The 22,777-nt window shown below is 57.4% G+C and carries 19 protein-coding genes, 1 other RNA gene and 1 pseudogene; 11 read left to right on the top strand and 10 right to left on the bottom strand.

Annotated features, from left to right (window positions below):
- Window positions 1-17 precede the first annotated feature (17 nt).
- Both ACPOL_RS06950 and ACPOL_RS06945 read right to left on the bottom strand, forming a co-directional pair.
- Window positions 18-539, bottom strand: a complete 522-nt coding sequence (locus tag ACPOL_RS06950; RefSeq protein ID WP_114206408.1) for an SRPBCC family protein — start codon at window positions 537-539, stop codon at window positions 18-20.
- A gap of 260 nt (window positions 540-799) precedes the next feature.
- Window positions 800-1,363 (bottom strand): fasciclin domain-containing protein, encoded by a 564-nt coding sequence (locus tag ACPOL_RS06945; protein ID WP_114206407.1) that lies wholly within the window; start codon window positions 1,361-1,363, stop codon window positions 800-802.
- A gap of 403 nt (window positions 1,364-1,766) precedes the next feature.
- Here ACPOL_RS06945 and ACPOL_RS06940 point away from each other — a divergent pair, with 403 nt between their 5' ends.
- The 8 genes from ACPOL_RS06940 to ACPOL_RS06905 all read left to right on the top strand — a co-directional run bounded on the left by ACPOL_RS06940 (window position 1,767) and on the right by ACPOL_RS06905 (window position 12,826).
- Entirely contained in the window at window positions 1,767-2,273 is a 507-nt protein-coding gene (locus ACPOL_RS06940) for a DUF2127 domain-containing protein (protein ID WP_236657290.1), read from the top strand.
- Between the two features lie 322 nt (window positions 2,274-2,595).
- A complete protein-coding gene (locus tag ACPOL_RS06935) occupies window positions 2,596-3,036 on the top strand; it encodes a division/cell wall cluster transcriptional repressor MraZ (RefSeq protein WP_114206405.1) in 441 nt (146 codons plus the stop codon).
- A 54-nt stretch (window positions 3,037-3,090) separates the two neighbouring features.
- Window positions 3,091-4,065: a 16S rRNA (cytosine(1402)-N(4))-methyltransferase RsmH gene (gene rsmH, locus ACPOL_RS06930; protein ID WP_114206404.1), complete on the top strand. Its 975-nt coding sequence runs from the start codon at window positions 3,091-3,093 to the stop codon at window positions 4,063-4,065.
- Window positions 4,066-4,203: 138 nt separating this feature from the next.
- Window positions 4,204-4,731, top strand: coding sequence for an FtsB/FtsL family cell division protein (locus tag ACPOL_RS06925; RefSeq protein ID WP_114210671.1), 528 nt, complete (start codon window positions 4,204-4,206; stop codon window positions 4,729-4,731).
- 152 nt (window positions 4,732-4,883) lie between these two features.
- Window positions 4,884-7,256: a penicillin-binding protein gene (locus ACPOL_RS06920; protein WP_236657289.1), complete on the top strand. Its 2,373-nt coding sequence runs from the start codon at window positions 4,884-4,886 to the stop codon at window positions 7,254-7,256.
- A gap of 72 nt (window positions 7,257-7,328) precedes the next feature.
- Complete coding sequence (locus ACPOL_RS06915) at window positions 7,329-8,852, top strand: UDP-N-acetylmuramoyl-L-alanyl-D-glutamate--2,6-diaminopimelate ligase (protein ID WP_338026758.1); 1,524 nt, start codon at window positions 7,329-7,331, stop codon at window positions 8,850-8,852.
- Window positions 8,849-10,261, top strand: coding sequence for a UDP-N-acetylmuramoyl-tripeptide--D-alanyl-D-alanine ligase (locus ACPOL_RS06910; protein ID WP_114206403.1), 1,413 nt, complete (start codon window positions 8,849-8,851; stop codon window positions 10,259-10,261). The genes ACPOL_RS06915 and ACPOL_RS06910 overlap by 4 nt, the downstream gene beginning before the upstream one ends.
- Window positions 10,262-10,459: 198 nt before the next feature.
- The gene (locus ACPOL_RS06905) at window positions 10,460-12,826 is read left to right on the top strand and encodes a glycoside hydrolase family 31 protein (protein WP_114206402.1); all 2,367 of its coding nucleotides are present in this window, start codon (window positions 10,460-10,462) and stop codon (window positions 12,824-12,826) included.
- Window positions 12,827-13,064: 238 nt separating this feature from the next.
- On the opposite strand, the gene ACPOL_RS06900 is transcribed toward ACPOL_RS06905, so the two are convergent.
- The 5 genes from ACPOL_RS06900 to rimO form a co-directional block, all read right to left on the bottom strand.
- Complete coding sequence (locus tag ACPOL_RS06900; protein WP_114206401.1) at window positions 13,065-14,309, bottom strand: competence/damage-inducible protein A; 1,245 nt, start codon at window positions 14,307-14,309, stop codon at window positions 13,065-13,067.
- A gap of 50 nt (window positions 14,310-14,359) precedes the next feature.
- Window positions 14,360-15,403: an IPT/TIG domain-containing protein gene (locus ACPOL_RS06895; RefSeq protein WP_114206400.1), complete on the bottom strand. Its 1,044-nt coding sequence runs from the start codon at window positions 15,401-15,403 to the stop codon at window positions 14,360-14,362.
- Window positions 15,404-15,507: 104 nt separating this feature from the next.
- A complete protein-coding gene (locus tag ACPOL_RS06890; protein ID WP_236657288.1) occupies window positions 15,508-16,155 on the bottom strand; it encodes a phosphatidylglycerophosphatase A family protein in 648 nt (215 codons plus the stop codon).
- A complete protein-coding gene (locus ACPOL_RS06885; RefSeq protein ID WP_114206398.1) occupies window positions 16,049-16,267 on the bottom strand; it encodes a DNA gyrase inhibitor YacG in 219 nt (72 codons plus the stop codon). The genes ACPOL_RS06890 and ACPOL_RS06885 overlap by 107 nt, the downstream gene beginning before the upstream one ends.
- 536 nt (window positions 16,268-16,803) lie before the next feature.
- Window positions 16,804-18,348: a 30S ribosomal protein S12 methylthiotransferase RimO gene (rimO, locus tag ACPOL_RS06880; RefSeq protein WP_114210663.1), complete on the bottom strand. Its 1,545-nt coding sequence runs from the start codon at window positions 18,346-18,348 to the stop codon at window positions 16,804-16,806.
- A gap of 257 nt (window positions 18,349-18,605) precedes the next feature.
- On the opposite strand from rimO, the gene ACPOL_RS06875 reads away from it, so the two are divergent.
- From ACPOL_RS06875 to ACPOL_RS06865, 3 genes are all read left to right on the top strand, one after another.
- A complete protein-coding gene (locus ACPOL_RS06875; protein ID WP_114206397.1) occupies window positions 18,606-19,187 on the top strand; it encodes a YciE/YciF ferroxidase family protein in 582 nt (193 codons plus the stop codon).
- Window positions 19,188-19,320: 133 nt separating this feature from the next.
- An RNA gene (ffs, locus tag ACPOL_RS06870) (signal recognition particle sRNA small type) lies at window positions 19,321-19,418 on the top strand.
- 190 nt (window positions 19,419-19,608) lie between these two features.
- Window positions 19,609-20,151 (top strand): DUF4337 domain-containing protein, encoded by a 543-nt coding sequence (locus ACPOL_RS06865; RefSeq protein WP_114206396.1) that lies wholly within the window; start codon window positions 19,609-19,611, stop codon window positions 20,149-20,151.
- 149 nt (window positions 20,152-20,300) lie between these two features.
- Here ACPOL_RS06865 and ACPOL_RS06860 read toward each other — a convergent pair whose 3' ends face one another.
- The 3 genes and pseudogenes from ACPOL_RS06860 to ACPOL_RS36085 form a co-directional block, all read right to left on the bottom strand.
- Window positions 20,301-20,813: a GAF domain-containing protein gene (locus ACPOL_RS06860; RefSeq protein ID WP_114206395.1), complete on the bottom strand. Its 513-nt coding sequence runs from the start codon at window positions 20,811-20,813 to the stop codon at window positions 20,301-20,303.
- Between the two features lie 522 nt (window positions 20,814-21,335).
- Entirely contained in the window at window positions 21,336-22,496 is a 1,161-nt protein-coding gene (locus ACPOL_RS06855; protein ID WP_414633362.1) for a sigma-54 dependent transcriptional regulator, read from the bottom strand.
- Window positions 22,479-22,766 (bottom strand): annotated as a pseudogene (locus ACPOL_RS36085) (response regulator); the annotation flags it as partial. The pseudogene ACPOL_RS36085 and the gene ACPOL_RS06855, both read right to left, overlap by 18 nt.
- Window positions 22,767-22,777: the final 11 nt, after the last annotated feature.

The following is a 22,777-nucleotide window of genomic DNA, read 5'->3' as shown; positions in this document are numbered from 1 at the left end:
ATAACTCTCTAGAAAAGCTACTGCTTCAGTAGTTCAAGCAGTTTTTTCTGGCGATAAGCAAAAATACCTTTGATCTGCCTCCGCACAAAGAGAAAATGAGCGGGTTCCGCGAGCATTCCGAGCGGTAATTCATAGACTAGATCATCAACGACCTTGGTGCCCTCCACCTCGGCGCGCTTTTCGTCGAAGACGCGATGACAATGCCGCCAATAGGCAAATGGGCCTTTCGGCTGTTCGTCGCAGAAGTGGTGGTTCCACTCGAACTCGACAATCGAGGCTTCCCAAGTTGTTCGGACAGGGAAGAGCGGCAGCGGGCGGAAGCTGATATTCATCTTGGACCCGGCTCCTGCGACCCTGACGGCAGCAGGCTGCGGATCACCAGATGATGGGGGAGAAGGTGCGATCAGTCTCGCTTCCTCAATGCGCGCCTTTTGCCAGGCCGGCATGAGCTTCGGAAGATTGTCTGGATCTGCGAAGAATAAGAAGACCCTCTGGATGGGATAGGGAACCCACTGCTCGGTCTTGAATGTATGGCGCATCAAAGTTGTCCAGCTCGCTCCACCAGCAGCACCATGGTCGTCACGACTATAAACGACTGGCTCGCTTTTCGGTACGATCTGGTAGCCACGAAGGATGGCGCTCCATAATCCGTTCCCATTCTGGCGACCAGGGCAGAGTGGCGCCCCCACCTATTTGCTTTCACCGATGAAAGTAAGTGCAGCGGACCACCAACGCCCTAGCCTTTCTAAGAAACTAAACGCTTCCTGGAATCGGAAGCTTCTTGCCCAGGATCAACAGCTCAGTTAGGCATCAGGACAGCGTCGACAACATGAATGACGCCGTTCGACTGAAAGACATCCGCGATCGTGACCGTCGATATGCCACCCTTCGCATCCGTCAGCATGACCTTCCCATCGCCGATGGAGGCGGTAAGATCTTCCCCCTGTACTGTCTTGATGGCGGCTCTACCTCTGCCTCCCTTAATCATCTTCCGGAGGTCTTTCGACGTCACCCGCCCCGCCACGACATGATAGGTGAGGACCTTGACCAGAGTGTCCTTATTCTCGGGCTTGAGCAGGATATCGACCGTACCGCTGGGAAGCTTCTCGAAAGCCTCATTTGTGGGCGCGAAGACAGTGAAAGGTCCGGGGCCACTCAGCGTGTCCACCAATCCTGCAGCCTTTACTGCCGCAACCAAGGTAGTGTGATCTTTCGAATTAGCCGCATTCTGGATGATGTTCTTGCTCGGATACATGGCGGACCCGCCCACCATTGATTCCTTTTTCCCCGTTTGGGAATAAGCGTAACTAACGGTATATCCGAGAGCGATGACAATGAACGCCGTTACCAAGGTCTTCTTCATGGTCTTTCCTTTCGTTTCAATGCACAGCTCGTGACTACACTGACATACGGTTTGATGATCGCAACTGATCGATGTTTCACCTGCCAACTGTACGGTTGGAAGCGCTCGAGTGGCCTCTTGAACAAGGCACGCTATTTCCGGGAAGCAAAGTCTGTCCCCGGATTGTCAATGGGATGAACAAAGTTCCTTTAGACCGGCAAACATGCTGAACGGGCTGACTCGTTCCGAAAAACGGCAACCCCCGAAGTCCATCCAAAAGCGTCCCTTGCGAAAGCGAACACGATATGCTGGAAGAGTCGAGTCCGTCAGCGATGCTGGAACGGGACGGAAATCAGAAGCGAGCAGCAGGTGCGGCGAGACGTGACGCGAAGCCGAATTCAGGGGATTGGAGAGATGCGCACCGTTGACGCATAACGCCAACCCAGACCATAGCCGCTGGCTTGTCTTGATCGGCGTGCTCAAGCTGCTCAAAGCCCTGCTGTTCATTATGCTCGGGGTCGGCGCTCTGCATTTGCTGCACAAGGACCTGGTGGATCTGCTCGCTCACTTGATCGTCGCATTGCGTTTCGATCCGGAAAACCATTTCGTTAACCTGGTGCTCGAAAAAGTAGCTCTGATCAGTCCTCACCGCCTGCGTGAGATCAGCATCGCGATCTTCTGCTACGCCGGATTAGACATCATCGAGGGGACTGGACTGGCGCTCGAAAAGACCTGGGCTGAATACCTGACGCTCATCATCACAGCTTCCTTTCTTCCCTGGGAATTGTTTGAGATCATTCGCCACGTCACCTGGCTCAAGGTCATTCTGCTGATTCTGAACACCGTTGTCGTCATTTACCTGGTCTTCCACGTTCAGGGCCGGATCCGGGCACGGGCTGAGCAAAACTCCCGGCCTGAGGGTGTGCAATAGGCCTTCTGAACGCTGCGCAAGGGTCAAAGCAGAACCGGGAACCAAGCTGGTTACTAGCATTCAACAAAAATTAGCTGCAGCCTGATCTATCTGGCGTTTAATGAGGGGCGTAGCGCTCTCCACCCGAATTCCACAGATCCCGAGAAAAATTCACAGGTTTTGCAACCAATTAGAAAACGTCGCGGAAAGTATCGGTGGACAGGAATGGAGCAAAGTGGCCATAATTGGAAAGAAATCGTGATTAGCACGGCTCACAAGCAATGATCCACGCCAGAAGGTTCGATCCGCAGTCGGCAACCAGCAAGGGAAAGGTCCAGGCACGGTGTTTCGGGGGAATAACCCAACTCGGATCGACGACAAGGGCCGCCTCAAGCTGCCGGCGGACTTCAAGCGCCAGATCGACGAGGGGTATGGCACCCAGTTCTTCATTACGAGCCGCGACGGCAAGCGGGCAGAGATCTACCCGATGCAGGAGTGGGAGAAGTTTGAAGCCAAGCTGGCGGCAATCCCGAACTTCAATCCCGCCAAGCGAAAGCTTATGGAGCGGATCAACTATTTCGGCCACTCGACGGAGATGGATACCCAAGGGCGCTTATTGATTCCGCAGTTGATGCGAGAGGAATTGAATGTGACCGGCGATGTCAATGTGTTTGGAATGCAGACCTACTTCGAGATTGCGAACCGCGAAGAGTTCAAGCGCAAGATGGATGCCGAGCCGCTCACCGAAGAAGACGAGAAGTCGCTTGCAGAGTTCGGATTGTAGTGACGGCTGGTAGTACCGATGGTCAAGGGATAGAAGACCCCCAAGGGGGAGCACATGGCTGAAAATCCGAGACATGTGCCAGTTCTTTTAGAGGTTGCGGTTCGAATTCTTAATGTGCGCACCGGCGGCACCTATGTCGATGCAACGCTCGGTTTTGCGGGTCACGCCAGTGCGATTGCAAAAGCACTGGGGCCGAAAGGAAAGCTAATCGGCTTTGACCGCGATCCGGAGGCTTTTGCCTTTGCCAAGGCGAGGTTAGAAACGCTGCGGGAAGAGTTGGGCGAGGCCATGCCGGAGATCGTGCTGCATGATGTGGAGTTTTCGCTGGCGGCAGACCGGCTCGAAGCAGGCAGCATTGATGGTTTGCTCGCCGATGTTGGCGTCAGTTCGATGCAACTTGACGAAGCCCGTCGGGGTTTCAGCTTTCAGGCGGATGGGAACCTGGATATGCGGATGAATCCGCGCCAGGGCGTCACCGCCGAACAAGTGGTAAATCAGTTCGGTGAAAAAGAACTCGCCGATCTGATTTACGAATTCGGAGAAGAAAGGAGGTCGCGGAGAATCGCCAGAGCCATTGTCAGGGCGCGGCCGATAACGACGACGGCGGAATTGGCCAAAGTCGTTTCCGGATGCGCCCCGCCAATGAAACGGGAGCGAGGCAAGCACGTGATTCATCCGGCGACCAGGACCTTTCAGGCGCTCCGGATTTATGTAAATGGGGAACTGGACGAGTTGAAGGCGCTGCTCGATGCTGCGCCGAGGTTGTTGAGGCCGGGCGGAAGGCTGGCAGTGATCAGCTTCCACTCTCTCGAGGACCGGCTAGTGAAGGATGCTTTTCGCGAAGGCGCGCAGGCCGGGATTTATGAAGTGCTGACCCGGAAGCCGCTGACCGCGGAGCAGGAAGAAATGGACCGCAATCCCAGATCGCGCAGCGCGAAGCTGAGAGCGGCGGAAAAGTTAGGGATATCAGGATTTGAGAAGAACAAGATCGGGCCGGGTCGTCCTACCGCAATACAACGGCGAAAGTAAGACGATTCAACCACGCAAGACCACTCCTCTCTATTAGCGACCCGGGCCCGGTCGTGAGGAATGGAAGAAGACGAGATGAGCCTTGGGTTTGCTTCGCGAATCTGGGGTGCGCAATCAGTACATTTTGGAGAAGAGACGATGGCGACCCAAGTAATCGCGACCCAGGCACCCATGTACAACCGGCGGTACGATGCCGACACAATTCGCGATCGCAACCTGTCGCTGCTCGCGGCGCAGCAGCGTATGCGGCGGGGGCCGACGCCTGAGGTCTTCTTCACTAAGAGGATTGACAACTCGCGCCTGGTGACTGCCGATGACCCGCAGCGCGCCCGGGAGATGCGAAGCTTTGCCACCGCGATGGCAGTTTTGTTTGCGCTCATCATGGTGTATGGATGGCAACACTTCAGCGCCATCGAGTACGGTTACCGGATCGAGGCGGAGAAGCAGCAGATGGAGCAGCTGAACGAGCAAAACCGCCAACTGCGGCTGACCGAGGCTCAGCTCGGCGCGCCGGCGCGCATCGACATCATGGCCAGACAGCTTGGATTGAATGCTCCGGCACCTGGACAAGTGGTTCGACCCGAGAACACTCCCGACGCGGGCGCTCCAGTACTCGCTCAGGCTTCGCCAATCACGCCCATGCTGACGGCGGACAACCGGCGCTAGCGCGACGCACAATTTTTTAATCGGACACTTGGGACATGTAGTCCTTTCCTGCAGGAGAAGCGCATGTTCGGCATAGTGACTTCAAATGCCACCTACTCCCGATTGGCTCTAGCGTTTCCGTGCAGGGGTTTCCTGGGAGGATTTCTGTCGCTGTGAATTTGACCTCGTTCTTCCCTGGAAATACGCTCTTCCCGCAAAGCCCCCAATCTGGCGACCGCGCCCAACCGGCGCCCAGAGTGGTTGCGCGGCGTCCGCGCTTTCTTTACATTCTCGGCTTCTTCGTCTTGTGGACGACTATCATTTGTCTCCGCCTTGTCTGGTTGCAGGTGGTGTTGCGGCCGGTTTACATCGACAAAGCGAATCGTCAACAGCAGCGCACTTTCGAGGTATTGCCCAGGCGCGGGATTCTCTACGATCGCAATCTCCACGAGATGGCGGTGAGTGTGCTTGCCGACTCGGTCTTTGTGGTTCCCTATGAGATCACCGACAGTAAGGATCCTCAGCAGATCGCGAAAGCAAAGCTCGCGACCGCCAGTGCCCTGGCCAAAGTAGTTCATACCGATCCCGATGACAGCTTTACCTCCGCCGAACGCATCGATGCGCGACTGCTCGCATCGCGCGATTATGCCTGGGTCGCGCGTGGTCTCGACCCGTCGGTGATTGCACAAGTCAAGGCGCTCAATCTGAAGGGCGTCCACATTCAGAAAGAATTTAAACGCTTCTATCCTGACAATCGAATCGCGGCGCAGGTGCTGGGCTACGTAGGCACAGATGCGACCGGACTTGGCGGGTTGGAACAAAATTTCGAAGATGAGCTGCATGGAACGCCCGGCCGCACCAACGCTGCTTTCGACGCCAAACGCCATATGCTTGGCAGCCAGCAGAGCGAACCGGTTCCCGGCGAAAACCTTGTGCTCACGCTGGATGAAAATATCCAGTTCATGGCCGAGCAGGCGCTCGATCATGCCATGGAACGAACCAGGTCGATCAACGGCACCGTCGTAGTGCAGGACCCGCATACCGGGCAGATTCTTGCGCTCGCGATCCGGCCCACCTTTAACCCGAATGACTTTCGCCACGCCACCGGAGATCTGCGGCGCAACCACGCGGTCAGCGATGTTTACGAGCCTGGATCGACATTCAAACTGGTGACCTATTCGGCGGCGCTTGAAGAAAAGGTCACCGACCCCGACAAGCTCATTGATTGCCACGGTGGCCAGATGAACGTCGCCGGCCGCATCGTCCATGACGACCACTACAATGGCGTCCTCTCCACAAGCCAGGCGTTGTGGGAATCGAGCGATGTCGCGGCCATCCAGCTGGCCCAGAGGATGGGACCCAATACGTTCTACAAATACATCCGGTCCTACGGATTTGGTGAGCGAAGCGGGATCGAAGTTCCCGGTGAGACCCGCGGCCTGTTAAAGCCGGTCCGGCGCTGGAACCCGACCACCATTGGTTCGATTCCGATGGGCCAGGAGATCGCCGTCACCCCGGTGCAGTTGATCACCATGGCCTCCACGATTGCAAATGGGGGTATGTACCTGCCGCCCCACATCCTGCTCGCCAGCACCGATGAGGTGAAGGGCAGCCCGAAGTTGAAGCCGTCCGCCTTTCATCCTGGAGATGACTTACCCGATCCGCTCCCCGATGGTGCTCATCGCGTGATCTCGACTCTTACTGCAGCGCAGATGCGCAAGATGATGGAGGGGGTGGTGCTCTTCGGCACCGGCAAGAATGCTCAACTCAATGGTTACAGCTCGGCCGGCAAGACAGGAACAGCGCAGAAGATCGATATAGCGACCCACACTTACTCGAAGTCGAAGTATATCGCCTCGTTTGTCGGCTTCGCTCCGGTCAACAACCCGGCGATCACCGTGGCCGTCATCATGGACTCGCCCTCCGACGGCGGTCATCATGGAGCGCAGGCGAGTGCGCCAGTCTTTCACGAGCTCGCGCAGGAGGTGCTCGAATATCTCGGTGTTCCCCATGATATTGAGGTGAAGTCCGCGCCGGATATGGCAAAAGCCCTGGCCAGCCAAGGCCCTCAAGAACATGCGCCCGAGGCCAATGAAAGCGTGGACAGCTTATTCGCAGAAGTTAACGATCTGCCAGCGGACGATCCTCTTCGCTTGCCGAAGCCGGTTGAGGCTCAACCGGTGAGCGATCAGGTGTCATCGAACCGGGTGATGAATCCAGATGTGAATCCCGCCTACACCTATCAACCCGTCCCCGCAGCTCAACCTGTCCTTGCAGCTCCCGCGCCTCCGGAGGGTGTTACTCCTGCTCCGTCGCCTCATCCGGTGAATTCGCCGGCGGATGGCGCAGTGGTTGTCGACTCCACCCGGCGAGTGGCCGTGCCCTCGTTCTTGGGCGAGCCGGTGCGACATGTGATCGAACAGGCCGGAATCTCAGGGCTCGCCGTAGAAGTGGTCGGTAACGGCATGGCGCGCGAGCAGGCGCCGCCGCCAGGGACAATGGTTCCCGCAGGAACTGAAGTGGTAGTGCGTTTCACGAGGCAGTAGTCTTGCCCTTGAGCAGAGCCTCTTGCCCTCATGGATGCCGTTCGCGGCCTCTCCGCATAAAATCCTCATAGCATGATGAAACTCAGCCAGTTGCTGGCCGGCGTCTCCTTTGTCAGACGAAAAGCGTCTGATCCTGAGGTCGGCGGCGTGGAATACGATTCACGACGGGTCCTGCCGGGTTCGCTCTTTGTGGCGATGCATGGCGGCTCAACCGATGGAAACCGGTATATTTCTCTCGCCGCAAAACAGGGTGCCGTCGCCGTCGTGACTGACTCGACGGCTGCCTTTGATGACGCAGCGCGCAACCTTCCGCAGCTTGCGTTGATTGAGGTCACCCACGGTCGCAAGGCCCTGGCCGGTCTGGCGTCAAACTTCTTCGCTCATCCCCAGGACCAGCTCGGCTTGAGTGGCGTCACTGGCACTAATGGCAAAACCACGACCGCGTTCCTGCTCGATGCGATGCTCAATCACGTGGCGCGCAAGACGGTTCTGGTTGGGACTATTGAATATCATGTTGCCGGGCGAATACGCCCTTCACCGCATACGACTCCTGAGTCGCGGGATCTTTTCGAACTCTTCCGGGAAGGCGTGACCAAGGGCGCTACCGAGGCGGTGATGGAGGTCTCCTCCCACGCATTGGAGCAGGGCCGGGTTTGGGGACTGAAGTACGATGTCGCCATCTTCACGAATCTCACTCGCGATCACCTCGATTTTCACGGCACGATGGAGAAGTACCGAGCGGCAAAGCAAAGCTTGTTCGATGGCCGGAACGGCACGCCGCCGCGTGTCGCAGTGATCAATTTAGACGATGAGTCCGGCCGCGAGATCGCCAGGGCCGCTGCAATGGCGGGCGTCGAGATTTACGGCTACGGTCTGAATAGCGGTACCTTCCGTGCGGGGAATGTCCAGATGACTGCGCAAGGGATGCGCTTCACCTTGAGGACTCCTCTCGGAGAGGCGTCTATCTCAACCCGGCTCACCGGCAAGGTTAATGTTTATAACTTGCTCGCGGCCTCGGCGGCGGCCATCGCACGCGGCCTATCTTTAAACGAAGTCGTTGCCGGTGCGGCCGTTCTCGACCATGTACCCGGGCGCTTCCAGACCGTGGATGCCCAACAGCCGTTTGCCGTAGTTGTCGATTACGCTCATACGGACGACGCCTTGAAGAACCTGATCGCCCTCGCTCGTGAGTTGGTTGCGACGCATGATGGTCGCGTCATCACCTTGTTTGGCTGTGGAGGTGACCGCGACCGGACGAAGCGGTCCGAGATGGGCCGCGTTGCTGGAAAGGGAAGTGATCTGGTAGTGCTGACTTCAGACAATCCCCGCAGCGAAGACCCGTTGGCAATTATTAGCGACGTGCTCGAAGGCTTGGAGCCGACCTGCACCGGCTTCCAGGTGGAGCCCGATCGGGGTGCTGCAATCGCTGCTGCAATACAAGCTGCCAGGTCAGGAGATATAGTTTTGCTTGCCGGTAAAGGTCATGAAAAAATGCAGGTGCTGAAAGACCGCACAATTCCGTTCGACGACGTTCAGGTGGCTCAGCGCGCCCTCGCCGCTCTAGGCTTCAATCTTGTGAGCGAGGCGACTCGATGAAGCTGCCCCTCAAGCGAGTCGAAGAGTGGATCGGCTCTGTCCGAATCGCTGGTGCGGAGATGCTGCCTCCGAAGGCTGGCCAGGTGACCGGCTATTCGATAGACTCTCGAACGATTGCCCCCGGCGACCTGTTCTTCGCAGTCAAAGGAGAGCGTTTCGATGGCCACGACTTTGTCGAGGCTGCCCTCGCGGCGGGCGCGATCGCGGCAGTTGTCTCTCGACACAAGATTGATGGTCTACCCGCCGCGATCCGCGGGGAGAACCTGCTGGTAGTCGCAGAGGACCCTCTGGCCGCTCTGCATAAGCTCGCCGCCGCCGTCCGCCTGCACTGGGGCAAGCGGGTTGTGGCAATCACTGGAAGCGCGGGCAAGACGACGACCAAGGAAGCCATTGCTGCGGTTTTGGCGAAGAAATTCCGTGTGTTGAAAACTGAAGGCAATCTAAATAACAGCTTTGGGCTGCCGTTGCAGCTGCTGCGTCTGGAGCGGGACGACGAATATGCAGTCGTCGAAATGGGCATGTCCCATGCAGGCGAGATCGCCGCATTGGCGAAGATTGCCGCTCCCAACTGGGCGGTGGTAACGAACGTGGGATGGGCACATGCCGAGAATTTTCCCGAGGGGCTCTCCGGCATCGCCCGTGCGAAGTACGAGTTGATCGAGGCGCTGCCGCCGAACGGGGTCGCATTTTTGAATTGCGGCGATCCCTACGTCTCCCAGTTCGGAAGGAACTTTACCGGCAAAACAATTTCTTTCGGTTCTGGCCCGTGTGCCGAACCGCATGCCGAAGAAATTATCGAGCTTGGTCAGCAGGGAAGCAGCTTTCGAGTCTTTGCTGGCAAAGAATCCGCGCCAGTTCGGATCTCTCTGATGGGCCGGCACAACGTAACCAACGCCATGGCGGCCATTGCGGTGGGTCTCGAAGCAGGGATTGCCCTCGCGGAGTGTGTCGCGGCCGTCGAGTCATTGCGGGCAGGGACGAAACGGGGCCAGGTGCGGCAAATCCGCGGAGCGACAATCATCGATGATTGCTATAACTCGAATCCTGAGGCGCTCAAATCGATGGTCGCGACCCTGGCTTCAATACCAGCGGGCCGCCGGATCTTAGTAGCCGGCGAAATGCTGGAGCTCGGCCGCGATTCCTCGGAGCTGCATCGCGCCTGCGGGGAGTTCGCTGCCAAGCAGGGAATCAACATTGTCCTCGGCGTCCGCGGTAAAGCGGTCCACATTGCTGACGGAGCCGCTGATGCCGGAGCACAAGCGATTTTTCTTGAAACCCCCGAGGCTGCCGGCGAGTGGCTGCGGTCGGAACTCAGACCCGGAGACGCAATTCTCTTCAAGGCTTCCCGAGGAGTTCAACTCGAGCGGGCTCTGGCCATGCTGGATCTGGCTATGTTGGATAAAGAATAGTTTCGGCCAGTTCTTTGCGGAGTCCGCGTCTTTCGCGCCTAAGGGCGGGTCAACGCCACACTCCGGCTCGAATTCCGAACATCCATTCGGTCGAGTAACTTGATGGTTGGCGATCAGTGTTCCTTGCATCGATGCAAACGACTCTTGCTTTGAGATCTATATAAACCGCTTTGCTTGAAATCCGGAGGCCCAGCTTTGATGAGTTTGAGAGTTCGATTCACCATGGTGTTCGCACTTGCTCTTCTACCGAGCCTCCTGGCTCAGGGTCAGCAGGACAACATGGTTCTTACCCGGGGGAACAGCACCATCGTGGTTGAGCCCTACGGGCCGAACATCGTGCGAGTCACTTTAAGTCTGCTGAAAGAGCAGGCCCTCGCAGGCCCGGGTTACGGCTTTGTCGGAACGGCCGCACGCGCAGGATGGAAGTACAACCAGAGCGCCGACGCCGATGTCTATAGCTCCTCGCGCATGATAGTCAGTGTGAATATTCCTCGCGGCAGCGGGAGGCCGGTGCCGTCGCAAGTTGACATTGGGAAGTTCTTCAATGGCTCGACCCCGGGAGCCAACATTACTTTCAGCACGCCCGAAGGAAAGACACTTCTACACCTGGAGGGTTGGTCTCAATCGGTCCCGAATCGTAAAGACGGCAACGCCGGGGTTTTGAACGATAAGCGCCCTTCCGATCCGCAGTTCTATCAGGTCGGCGCGACCTTCGCATCCCCGGATGACGAGCATTATTACGGCCTCGGTCAGAATCAAGAGGGCTTCCTCGATCACCGCGGTCATACCGTCGACTGCTCCCAGAACTACACTGCCCCAGCCGGGCCGAGTACTTGCGTGCCGTTCCTGGTCACCAACAAAGGCTATGGACTGATCTGGGATAATCCTTCTCGCACGGTCATCGAGCCCGGCTTCAATGAGCAGACCCGATGGACCTCTGAAGTCGGCGATCGGGTCTCCTTTTTTGTGATCGCGGGCAAATCCACGGACGAGATCTATGCCGGATACCGCCAACTTACAGGAGCGACTCCGCTGCTGCCCAAGTCAGCCTATGGATTCATCCAGTGCAAGCAGAAGTACACCACTCAGGACGAAGTGCTCTCTGTGGCGAAGGGCTATCGCGAACGTCATCTGCCGCTCGATACGATCGTCGTCGACTGGTTCTATTACACGAAGATGGGGCAAATGGACCTCGATCCAGTGAAGTGGCCTGACCCATCGGCGATGAACGCCGAGTTGCACAAGATGGGTATCCACACCATGATCAGCGTCTGGCCGAGGTTTGTTCCCGGTTCTCGCTATTACGATCTCGTCTTAAAAAACGGCTGGTTCGAGCAGCTCGCGGATGGGACTCCCACCAACGGATTGCCCTATGACCGAGCCGGCTCCGATATCGACACAACCAACCCGGATGCAGCCAAGTGGTACTGGGGCGTCATTCGAGACAATGTTCTAAGCAAGGGTTTCGATTCGATCTGGGCCGATGAGACCGAGCCCGACCTTCCCCCGCAAGGCAGCTACTTTCACATCGGACCCGGAACTCGCTACTACAACACCTATCCGCTCTTCCATACCGGAGCGCTCTATGACGGCTTCCGCCGCGATACTCCGCATCGTGCCCTGACCCTCTCCCGCGACGCGTACCTCGGCATCCAACGTAATGGAGTGATCGTGTGGTCGTCGGATATCTATCCCACCTGGGATACGTTCAAGCGCCAGATCCCGACTGGCCTGGACTTCACCGCCTCCGGCATCGCCAACTGGAGCAACGACACTGGCGGATGGCAGTATCTTCCCTCGGAACATCATCCCGAACATCCTCCCTTACTCGATCCTTCCGATGCGCGTGACACCGTTGGAGGATACGACGACTATCCGGAGCTCTATACCCGGTGGTTCGAATATGCAACCTTTTTGCCGATCTTCCGCACGCACGGCAGCCGGACTTACAACGAAGTATGGTCGTACGGACACCAGGCCGAGCCTATCCTCGAAAAGTATCTCAAGCTACGCTACGAGTTACTGCCTTACATCTATTCCTTGAGTTATCACACTTACGAGTCGGGAGCTCCGTCCATGCGGGCCCTCTTCATGGACTTTCCCGAAGACCCCAACGTCACCGACCTGCGTGACGAGTACATGCTGGGACCTTCATTCCTTGTGGCCCCGGTAAGCGAGCAGGGTGTAACGACTCGCAAGGTCTATCTACCGGCTGGAGCGGACTGGTATAACTACTGGACCAATGAGCGGCTGAAGGGCGGCCAGACGATTACCGTGGATGCCCCTATCGACAAGCTTCCTCTGTTTGTCCGTGCGGGCTCCATTCTGCCGTTGGGTGCACCGGTTGAGAGCACGGAAGAAACCCAGGCGATTGCCAAAGTTCGGGTCTATCCCGGCGCCGATGCCGATTTCACTCTCTACGATGACGATGGCCAGACGTATGCCTACGAAAACGGGAAGAGCAAAGTCACTCACTTGCACTGGGATGACACCAAGGCGGGGTTGACCCAGACAGGCGCACCTGCCTGGTCCGATCCCAGTATTGTCGAAGTGGTCGGGCGCTGAGATCTGGTCGCGTTCGAGGGCCGAATCCATGCCAAGCCTGTTAGCTGGCTTCTGGCTATGGATGCTGACTCCTCTTCCGCATTGCCTGATCGGGATGCCCTTGGTCTCCTGTGTCCTGACTTCAAGGTTAGCCGCGCAACTTCTCCATCCCGGCGCTGTTCTTAGTCGACGCCGGAGGACCCTCCTCCGAGACCACCTTTGAACTGAGGCCCCCACGAAGCGGTGAATCCGAGAGCAGCTACATCAGTCGGCGCCGCACCAGATCCAGAGCTTGTTGAGTGGACCACTGACGAATCCGTTCCCGATCGCCGCCAAACCGTTTCTCGACGACTTCGGTCTGCTGATCGTCCGCGACGGCGATGTACACCAGCCCCACGGGTTTTTCTTCAGTGCCCCCATTAGGCCCGGCAATGCCGGTGATGCCGACGCCGATACTCGCGTTGCTGCGCTGGCGGATGCCTTCTGCCAACGCCGTCGCGACCTCGCGGCTGACGGCCCCGTAGAGGGCAAGTGTCTCGGTCGGCACCCCAGCAAAAGCGGTCTTCAATTCGTTGGAATACACCACCGCTCCACCTAGGTAGGACCGGGAACTGCCGCTGATGCTGGTCAGGCGCTGCGCCATCATGCCGCCGGTGCAGCTCTCCGCGGTAGCCAGGGTCGCGCCGCGCATCTCCAGGTAATAGAGGACAATCTGCTCGAGCGATTCGCCTTGCGACGAATAGATCAGATCGCCGAGTTCGTCTTCAATCCGGCCAGCGAGCTCATCGACCCGCGCCTGCGCCAGTTCAATCAGCGGCTTGCCACAGATCAGGTTCAGCTGGATGTCTCCCATATGGGCCAGGATCGTGGTTTCAACGTCTTTGTACTGGTTATAGATCGGGGCGATGCGAGCGTCCGCGACCGACTCTCCGATCATCGTCGCCTTCAGCGTACGAGTGGCGATATGGCGCTTGGGAAGAGTCTCCGTGAGACGCGGAAGGCATTGGGCGTCAAAGAGGGACTTCAACTCATGCGGAGGCCCGGGTAGAAGTAGAACCAGCTTGCGATGGGTGTTGTAAACGATATCCAGCCACTGTCCTGGGGCGGTCCCATTCGGATTCTCTAGGATGATCGCGCCATCGATGACATCGGCTTGGCGAGAATTGTTGTCCGTCATCTGAATCCGCCGCGCAGCGAACCGGGCATAGAGCGCGCCGACGATAGCCTGGTCGCGTTTCAGGCGGAAGCCGAGCGCCTCGGCGACCGCCTCCCGGGTGAGATCGTCCACGGTGGGTCCAAGCCCACCCATGGTAATGACAATGTCGGCGCGGTTCAGGGCGATGCGAACCTGATCGACAAGGTCCTGTTGGCGGTCGCCAACGATAGTTTTGAAGGCAACCTGCACGCCCAGTTTGTTGAGGCGTTCGGTCAAGAAGAGGGAGTTGGTGTCGGAGCGGAACGGGGTGAGCAGCTCGGAGCCAATGGCGATGATTTCACAGTTCATGGTCGGGACCGGTCTGCTGATACTCCTTGGGGCTGCATTCGCGCTGAGTTCTAAGAAAACTGGAAGCCCTCGACGCGCAGATCGACATGGTAAACCGCGGTACTGGTCGTCAGGATGGCATTACCTCCGGGGGCAAACGCCAGCCCAATGATTCCAGAACCCGCGAGCACCAGTTCCGCCTTCTGGTCAGGGGATACACGCACAATTCCACGCCTGCCTCGCAGCGAGGCCGCGACATAAAGGTTTCCTGCAATATCGACGGCGATCCCCTGCGGCCGCCCCAGCCCGCGGAAATAGACTGAAGTGCTGCCATCCGGGTCGATGCGGTGGACGCTATCGTAGCTTGAGGTGGTTGGACCGGTGACGAAGAGCCCTCCATCTGGGCCAAAGGCCATGTGATAAGCAGCGACGCTGGGCTCAAGGGTGGCAAAGACGAAGGTCTGACGGTCGCGGGCGATCTTGAAGATCGTGCCGCTGCGATCGCCGACATAGAGATTCTGGTCGCCGTCAAACGCGACACCAGTGGCGACCCCCATGCCTTCGGCATAGATCGCAGCTGCTCCCTCTGGGGAGACGCGGTGGACTGTACCCTCATGGCGCGAAGAGACGTAGAGATAGCCATAGGCATCGAGCGCCAGACCAGTAGCATTCACTAGACCGGAGAGAAGCACACGCATCTCGCCATCTGGATTGATCTTGAAGACGGACACCGGCGTCTGCTGTCCACGTGGTCCAGAAAAAGTGACGAAAACCTCACCATTGGCATTCACTGCCGGACTGGCAACAGCATGAATGTTTTCGGCAAGCAGCCGAGCGACGTGAACTTCGACCTGATTGCTGCGCGTACCGTTGCGGAAAACCTCGAGCTTCGGCGACATGGAGGAGGATTCGGGCACACGCACCAGCAGCCGCGTACTGCGGCTCAACAGGACTGCAGCAGTCGACCCGCCAATCGCGGAAAGTGGACGCTCGTAGCCGGTCGCCCCCAGATTCGTGCCTCGAATCTCGATTTCTCCGCCAGGCAGCGCTGCGTCCGGCAGCACCGCTTCAATCCGGGGATTGCTCGACAGGTCTGATTTCAGAATTCTCACCATAAACCTTAGACGTCTCTCTCTACTCTACCGCTTTCCCCGATTCCCTTTCCCGGCGAGAACTCTTCCGCGAGCCGATTGATTTGTTCTCGCAGGATTCTCACCCGCTATTTCAGAAGATGATGGAGAATTTGAACGCAGATTAAGGCGTAAATGCCAGCCCCGACGTCGTCCAGCATAATGCCCCAGCCACCTGGCAGGAATTCGATTCGCCGGATAGGTGGAGGTTTGGTGATATCGAAGAGCCGAAACAGCAAGAGGCCGACCAGGGCGAACTGCCAATTCACTGGCGCCGCAATTAAAGTGATCCATTGACCGACCACCTCGTCCGCCACCACGATCTGCGGATCTTTACGGCCGCTCTGCTTCGCGACGATCGTCGCCGCCGGGATCGCGATCATGAGCAGAAGGAGCGCGGCGACAGCCGTAACCCAGCCTTGATAAGTCGCGAGCGCGGCGGTGCTTCCGTGGAAATGAATGGCAAACTGGCCGAAGATCCACCAGACCGCCGCAGCAACAATCGAACCTGCCGTCCCCGGTCCCGGCTTCCAGAAGCCCGCGCCGAAGAAGGTAGCGATCATCCACGCCCAAAGCGTTCTCTTGCCGGTAGCCTCAACGGCATGGACCTTCTTGTCCTTCTCGCGCGGTTCAGTCCTCATCGGAGGACGGGCGTCGTTCAGATTCGAGATCCTCGAGAACATCAGGGTCGAGAATTGGCGACGAGATCTTGTAAGCTCCACTCGCCCACTTGCCAAGATCGATCTTCCGGCATCGGTCACTGCAGAAAGGGAAGTCTTCGTCAGCCGCGGTGACAATGGTTTTGCAGGTCGGGCAACGGAGGACAATGGTTTTCTTCTTGGGACTCATTGGTGCTGTGCAATCCTTTCACCCATGATATCGCCGGACTCGGCCCCCGTTCCACCCGCTAACTTCCCGGCGACCTTTTGCCAACCGGGACTATCCCCGAGACAGTATGGCGGTTCTTTCGGCGCCGCCCGAAGGAAGTTTCTCAACGGTTGAAGTCGACGGCTGAGGAAAGAGGATATCGGTGGAAAGCGACCTTGCGACCAGCGGACTTGACAGTGGCCAAGCTTGGGAGCTTGGAGCGCCTGGAAAAGGTGGAGACGACGCCTTTGAAGGAGTTTCGCAAGTGGGCAAGGAGTTTTAAATCTCGTGTGCGAGTGAACGAGCTCACGATTGCGGGCTTACGGACGCCTAGGCTGCTCGAAGAGGGGATAGGCGAACTGGAGAACCCGTCGTCAACGTATCCGTCAGTTCCATCCCAAAATGGAAACCAGAGGATTTACGTCAGCAATGCAACGTTACTGAGCAGTCAAAATTGGTTACAGTAGCCAGAAGCTCGATCGCAGAGGAGATAAACGAACAGCCATCGCGCTCTCGCTTTATCCGACGATCCGGGCAACGACATCATACTCGTGAGCTTCCGTAACTTCGCACCTGTGAAAGCTTCCCGGCTTCAGCTCTGCGAATGGACCAAAGTCATTGATATAGACATTGCCGTCGATCTCCGGCGCGTGAAACTGTGTCCGGCCTTCCCAGAGAAGCGGCGTCTCGTCGGACTCGTTTTCTACCAGTAGATCGAACCTTTGACCGACCCACTTCTGCTTGGCCTTCCTGCTGATTGCTCGCTGAGTTCGCATCAGCGAACGCTTCCGCGATTCGATCAGTTTTGGTGCGACTTTTTCCCCAAGTCCGAAAGACTGTGAACCGTCTTCATCGGAGTAGCCGAAGGCCCCCATCCAGTCGAACCTGGCTTCTTTGACGAACTGCGTCAGCTCTTCAAAGTCCTGCTCGGTCTCTCCCGGAAATCCAACGATGAATGAGGTTCTCAGAGCAATGCCCGGAAGGGTGGCGCGGACGTTTTCGAGAGTCTTGAGGAAGATGTCGGCGTTGCCTCCGCGCTTCATCCGCTTCAGGACATTCCCGGAGGCGTGTTGTAGCGGGACATCGAGATATTTGCAGATGTTGTCATGGCGCGCGATGGTATCGAGCAGGCGGCTGGTGATCTTGTTGGGGTAAGCGTAGAGGAAGCGGAGCCAGCGGACGCCGTCGACTCTAGCCAGCGCATCCAGCAGTCGGGCCAGCCCGTCTCTCCCGCGGACGCCATCGATCTCGAGATCTTCGCCGTAGCAGGTGGTGTCCTGCCCGATAAGCGTAATCTCCTCGACGCCCTGGTCCACCAACTGACGGGCCTCTGCTATTACTGATTCAAATTGGCGGGAGCGAAACTTGCCTCGCAAGTTCGGGATGACGCAAAAACTGCACGGATGGTCGCATCCCTCTGCAATCTTGATGTAAGCCGAGGCTCCAGCCGTGGCCCGAAGGCGAGGCGTGTGTTCGTTGTACAGATACTGCGGGAGCGCCGGCTGCGCGCCATCCCAATCCTGGCGGGAAAAGCGTCCCTGTGACTCGCGGAAATCCCCTTCGGAGCGGGAGGTGATCACCGCAGGCGCTGCGAGAGATGGTGTGACCGCGGTCGGATGGGCCCCGGTGGCGACGACTGTCGTCAGGATGGTAAACGGCGAAGCTTGTTCGGGTTTCGTCCTTGGACGGATTCCCGCGGCCGACAGGATGCCTTCCAACTCGCCGGTGCCGAGAACGGCATCGACTTCAGGAATATTCTTTTGAATCTCGTCACGGTACCGTTCGACCAGGCAGCCGGCAACAATAAGCTTTTGTGCCTTTCCTCCCGCTCCAAAGGAAGCCTTATGGCGGGCCATCTCCAGGATGGTGTCGACCGACTCCTGCTTCGCGGAATCGATAAAAGAGCAGGTGTTGACGACGAGAACATCGGCAGTTTCCGGATCGCTGACGATCTGCGCTCCGGCGTGATCGAGCAGGCCCATCATCACTTCGCTGTCGACCAGATTCTTGGGGCAGCCGAGGCTGACAAAACCGATGCGCAGCGGTGTGACCTCTCCCAGCAATGGAAGGGGATCTTCGCGGTTCTCCTCCCGGCGATCGAGCGCTGGAGACGTATTTTGAGGCAGTGCATAAGACACAAGCTTTATTTTACAGGCTTCCGGCCATATCGTGCTTTGCTGGGCAACCCTGCCGCCCGGTCGTGGAATTCTGGAGAAACGATGAACGGCGCTTTGCCCTCTTGCCTGACTTTGGCATCTATCTCGACAGTGCTTGGCGTTCGCGAATGCCGGCTCAAGATTTTTAGGATTGAGGAGAAATAATGAGTTTGCGAGATGTTTTAGTCGATGAATTAAGGGATCTCTATAGTGCCGAGAATCAGCTAGTCAAGGCATTACCGAAAATGGCCAAGGGCTCCAGCAGCCCGGATTTGAAGACCATTTTCACCACCCACCTGGAGGAGACTAAAGGACAGGTTGAACGGTTGAAGCAGATTTTTCAGCAACTCGAAGAGAAGCCGACCGGTGAATTCTGCAAGGGCATGGAAGGCCTGGTTGCCGAAGGTCAAGAACAGTTGGAAAATGACGACGAGGGCGCACTCAAGGATGTGGCGATTCTCGGTGCCGCTCTGCGGGTGGAGCACTACGAGATTGCCGGCTATACCGCGGCGATCGCCATTGCCCGGCAGCTTGGCGAAGACGAGGTCGTCAGCCTGCTCACCGAAACACTGAACGAAGAACAACAGGCCAGCGAGAAAGTCTTAAGTCAGGCTGAACCCCTCTTCGAAGAAGCCAGCGCCGATGAAGAGGAAGAGGATGACGAGGAACTGGACGACGAAGAGGAAGATGTCGAAGTAGTGGCCGCTCCAAAGGCAAAGAAGAAAGCTGCAACCGCAAAACGCTGAATAGAGAAACGGCAGGATATGCACTAGTTTTAAACGCCCTCGGACAGCCGAGGGCGTTCCCTGTTTTATTACTCCCCCAAGCTGCAGCAGCGCTCGGCAACGACAGAAGGCTGGCAGTGATATTCTTGATGAGTGCCGGGTCCTACGCGACGCAATCCCGCCAACCCCGCCAGGTCCGGAAGGAAGCAACGGCAACGGGCCAGTGTGTGCGCAGTAGGTTCCCCGGTACAAAGTTCGGCAATCCTCCTCTAAGCATCGAAGTGAGTTCCACCACGTGGACTTCGCTAGCCAGCGAATGTGGCTCCAGGGTGCATGTTTTCCGTGTCGAATTCTCGCATGCGAGCAGAAACAAGTGAGGATTTCCGCCAATATTGGGTGCGTAATAAGGCTGGTGGAAGTCTAACGCTGTGGAAATTAAGTTATGGAAGTCAATGAAGCCCGGGAACTAGAGGAGCAGCAGGAAAAGGCCCTTGAGAATAATCTCAAGCCGGTGAGTTTCACCATGGCGGTCCTTGCTGTTCTGGTCGCTATCGTCACCGTGATGGGGCATCGCACCCACACCGAGGCGGTCCTTCTTCAGGCAAAAGCCAGTGATCAGTGGAATCTCTACCAGGCAAAGAAGATCCGTCAAGCTGACACGGAGTTGGCAACCGATTTACTCTCCGCGGTGCAGCTGCGCGATCCGGAGACTGCCAAGAAGCTTGCCAATGGCTACAATTCGCACGAACAAAAGTGGACCGAGGACCTCCAGCAGGAGCAGAAGGAAGCACAGGCACTCGAGGCCGAGGTGAAGCTCGCCGAACATCGCGCCGACCGCTTCGATCTTGGTGAAGCATTGCTCGAGATCGGATTGGTGGTCTCCTCCATCACTCTGCTCACCCGGTTGCGGACCTACTGGTATTTAGGGATCGTTTTTGGAGCAGCAGGAGTGATGGTCGCTTGTCTCTCCTTTACCGTGCGATAGGCCACTGCAAGATAGGCTATGGTGCCATCGGCATAGTTCGCTAAACGAGCTTGAGTACCCACCTCGTCACAAACGCGACCTGCGGCATGCCGCTGGAATTGCCCTTTACGAGCGCGTCCTTCACGCAAGTGGAAGTCAGGTGTTAGAAGTTAGATCCGGGGCTGCTCGAGCTGCCTTCTTAGCGTGCCAGCAAGCTCGACCATTAATTTGAGCTTGGCGGCGAGGTGTGGAGGGACAGATGGCTCCGCCAGTGCCAACTCCGACTGCAACAGCAAACCAGTCACCGTCGACTTGAGTTCGTTCTCTAGCGAAGACGTTGCGGCACGCATCGCCAGTAACTGCTCCTGCTCCCGTCTCGCAAGCGCGGCCTTTACCTCACGACCGAGACGAGCACATCCGAGAAGAGCGAAATTGATTTGAATCGGTACTGCGAGCGCGGAGTGCTTCCACAGCAGCTCTGCGCCCGCTGGATCGGACTCAATGATCGATTCATCGACAATCACCGCAGCGTATTCACGGCGGCGCAGGGCGGCAAGTCCCAGCTTGCGGTTAGCGGCAATCTCAACCGGAATGCCAAGGTTGCGGACAAGGTTCGAAGCGCAACTCTCCGCTCCGGCGATTCCGGTGATCATCAAAAGGGTTTGAGACATTGGCAGATTCATTGATTCTCCTCAAGTCGAACAAGGTAGAAGTGCGAAGCAAGATCGAAGTGCTAAGACAGAGTCAAAGTGCGACGGCAAGTTGAAGTGCGAAGGCAGAGTCGAAGTGTAACGGCAAGATTGAAGTGCAAAGGCAAGGTAGAACTTAGGCAGACTTAAGGGTAAAAGGCCAAAAAAGCATGAGAGCGACCTTCGTTCTCGCACGAGAAGGGCGGCCGAAAAGACTTGACTACGCTCTTTTGGCGGTACATGCATTGAATTTCGCTCTAGAGCTCCTTATCAAGCGCAAAGATCAGTAATTTGCAGATCGGTAGGTAACAAACCGCAAGTAGAGACAACTTGTCCAACCGCAGGAGGGGTCACCGCAGATGAATTTCACGATCACCGCAAGATGAATTTCACAATCACCCTGGACATCTTCTGCGAAAAATGGAGCACCTTCTCAGCTGATTCAGGCGGATGCCCTCTTGGTGACCCGCATCCACGGAATTGCGATAAGAACTCGAAACTCCCCGGTGCTCAGGTTCACGGCATCGCCGGTTGTTCGCTAATGCCGTACTCCTTGAGTTTCCTGTAGAGCGTAGTCTTGCCAATTCCCAGAACTTTGGCCGCCATGAGCTTATCTCCCTTCAGGGTGTCCAGAGTGCTGAGGATCGCCTGTCTCTCCTGGATCGCCAAGGGCACGATTTGCCCGGCGCTGCCGGAGCTGCGTTCCTCAATGCCAGCGGCATTACCGCTGCTTCGGAAGAGGGACCGGCTGCTTGGTTGGATCGTTCTTCGCAGGTTCAAAGAGAACTCGACCAGCCGGGTGGACAGGTCGCCAAGTTGAAGCAGCGGACCCGAGGAGACGGTCGCCCCGCGTTGAATGGCGTGCTCGAGTTCGCGAACATTCCCGGGCCACTGATACTCCACCATCATGCGAAGCGCCTCGTCGCTGAGGGTGTACGTGACCCCGTTCTCGCGTCCCAGGCGGTCCAGGAAGTGGGCCGCGAGCAGTGGTATGTCGGCGCGCCGCTCGCGCAGCGGCGGAACCCGAAGATTCACGACATTCAGCCGGTAATATAGGTCTTTGCGAAAACGGCCTTGCTCGACCATTTGCGACAGGTCACGGTTGGTGGCTGCGAGCACCCGGGCGTGTATGGGGATCCCGTGAGTTGCGCCTACTGGTCGGACTTCCTTCTCCTGCAGGGCGCGCAGGAGCCGCGCTTGCAGGTCAAGGGGAAGTTCGCCGATTTCATCCAGGAATACGGTGCCGTCGCCTGCCGAGGCAAGCAATCCTTCCTTCGACCGATTGGCTCCTGTGAATGCCCCTTTCACGTGACCAAAAAGTTCGCTCTCAATAAGAGTAGGGACGAGCGATCCGCAGTCCACAGGAATGAACGGCTTCGCCGCATTGGGTCCGTTGGCGTGGATAGCGCGCGCGACTAACTCCTTACCGGTACCACTTTCCCCGAGGATCAGCGCCGGATGCGTACTCTGGGCGACCTTCGCGAGGATACGGTAGAGTTTTTCCATCTCCGAAGAACGGCCGATGATATTACCCAGCCCCTGTTGAGTTCGCAGCCGCTCTCGAAGCCCGCGGCTGGCGAGATCCAGGGTACGGCGTTCTGCGGCACGTTCGAGCACCGTCCCCAGTTCATCCGAGGCAAACGGCTTGGTAAGTAAGTCGTTTGCGCCCGTCCGCATGGCTTCAACTGCAGATGGGACAGTCGCAAACGCAGTCATCACGACGACAGCGGTTTCAGGGTGCATTGCCTTGACCTCTTCCATGAGAGACAGACCCTCTTCGCTGGGCCCCTTCAGGTCAAGCAACAAAATGTCGACGCTGTTGTTATGCAGAATGGCGCGAGCTTCCGCCGTTCCGCTAACCCCGTGCGATACATAACCGAGGTGGTTGGCTATTTCACAGCAAGCTGTGCGGACGGCGAGGTCCTCATCGACGATGAGGATATACATGCCGCCTAACT

The organism is Acidisarcina polymorpha, from assembly GCF_003330725.1.
Classification (GTDB): Bacteria; Acidobacteriota; Terriglobia; order Terriglobales; family Acidobacteriaceae; genus Acidisarcina; species Acidisarcina polymorpha.
Note: the sequence above shows the minus strand (reverse complement) of the source record. Positions and strands in the feature narration are given on the sequence as shown.

What these genes read in the sequence shown, in the direction of transcription:
- ACPOL_RS06895 (WP_114206400.1), bottom strand. Translation starts at nt 15,403, where the DNA reads ATGGTGAGAATTCTGAAATCAGACCTGTCGAGCAATCCCCGGATTGAA.
- ACPOL_RS06885 (WP_114206398.1), bottom strand. Translation starts at nt 16,267, where the DNA reads ATGAGTCCCAAGAAGAAAACCATTGTCCTCCGTTGCCCGACCTGCAAA.
- rsmH (WP_114206404.1), top strand. Translation starts at nt 3,091, where the DNA reads ATGGCTGAAAATCCGAGACATGTGCCAGTTCTTTTAGAGGTTGCGGTT.
- ACPOL_RS06950 (WP_114206408.1), bottom strand. Translation starts at nt 539, where the DNA reads ATGCGCCATACATTCAAGACCGAGCAGTGGGTTCCCTATCCCATCCAG.
- ACPOL_RS06910 (WP_114206403.1), top strand. Translation starts at nt 8,849, where the DNA reads ATGAAGCTGCCCCTCAAGCGAGTCGAAGAGTGGATCGGCTCTGTCCGA.
- ACPOL_RS06925 (WP_114210671.1), top strand. Translation starts at nt 4,204, where the DNA reads ATGGCGACCCAAGTAATCGCGACCCAGGCACCCATGTACAACCGGCGG.
- ACPOL_RS06945 (WP_114206407.1), bottom strand. Translation starts at nt 1,363, where the DNA reads ATGAAGAAGACCTTGGTAACGGCGTTCATTGTCATCGCTCTCGGATAT.
- ACPOL_RS06855 (WP_414633362.1), bottom strand. Translation starts at nt 22,496, where the DNA reads ATGCGGACGGGCGCAAACGACTTACTTACCAAGCCGTTTGCCTCGGAT.
- ACPOL_RS06865 (WP_114206396.1), top strand. Translation starts at nt 19,609, where the DNA reads ATGGAAGTCAATGAAGCCCGGGAACTAGAGGAGCAGCAGGAAAAGGCC.
- ACPOL_RS06900 (WP_114206401.1), bottom strand. Translation starts at nt 14,309, where the DNA reads ATGAACTGTGAAATCATCGCCATTGGCTCCGAGCTGCTCACCCCGTTC.
- ACPOL_RS06905 (WP_114206402.1), top strand. Translation starts at nt 10,460, where the DNA reads ATGAGTTTGAGAGTTCGATTCACCATGGTGTTCGCACTTGCTCTTCTA.
- ACPOL_RS06915 (WP_338026758.1), top strand. Translation starts at nt 7,329, where the DNA reads ATGATGAAACTCAGCCAGTTGCTGGCCGGCGTCTCCTTTGTCAGACGA.
- ACPOL_RS06875 (WP_114206397.1), top strand. Translation starts at nt 18,606, where the DNA reads ATGAGTTTGCGAGATGTTTTAGTCGATGAATTAAGGGATCTCTATAGT.
- ACPOL_RS06860 (WP_114206395.1), bottom strand. Translation starts at nt 20,813, where the DNA reads ATGAATCTGCCAATGTCTCAAACCCTTTTGATGATCACCGGAATCGCC.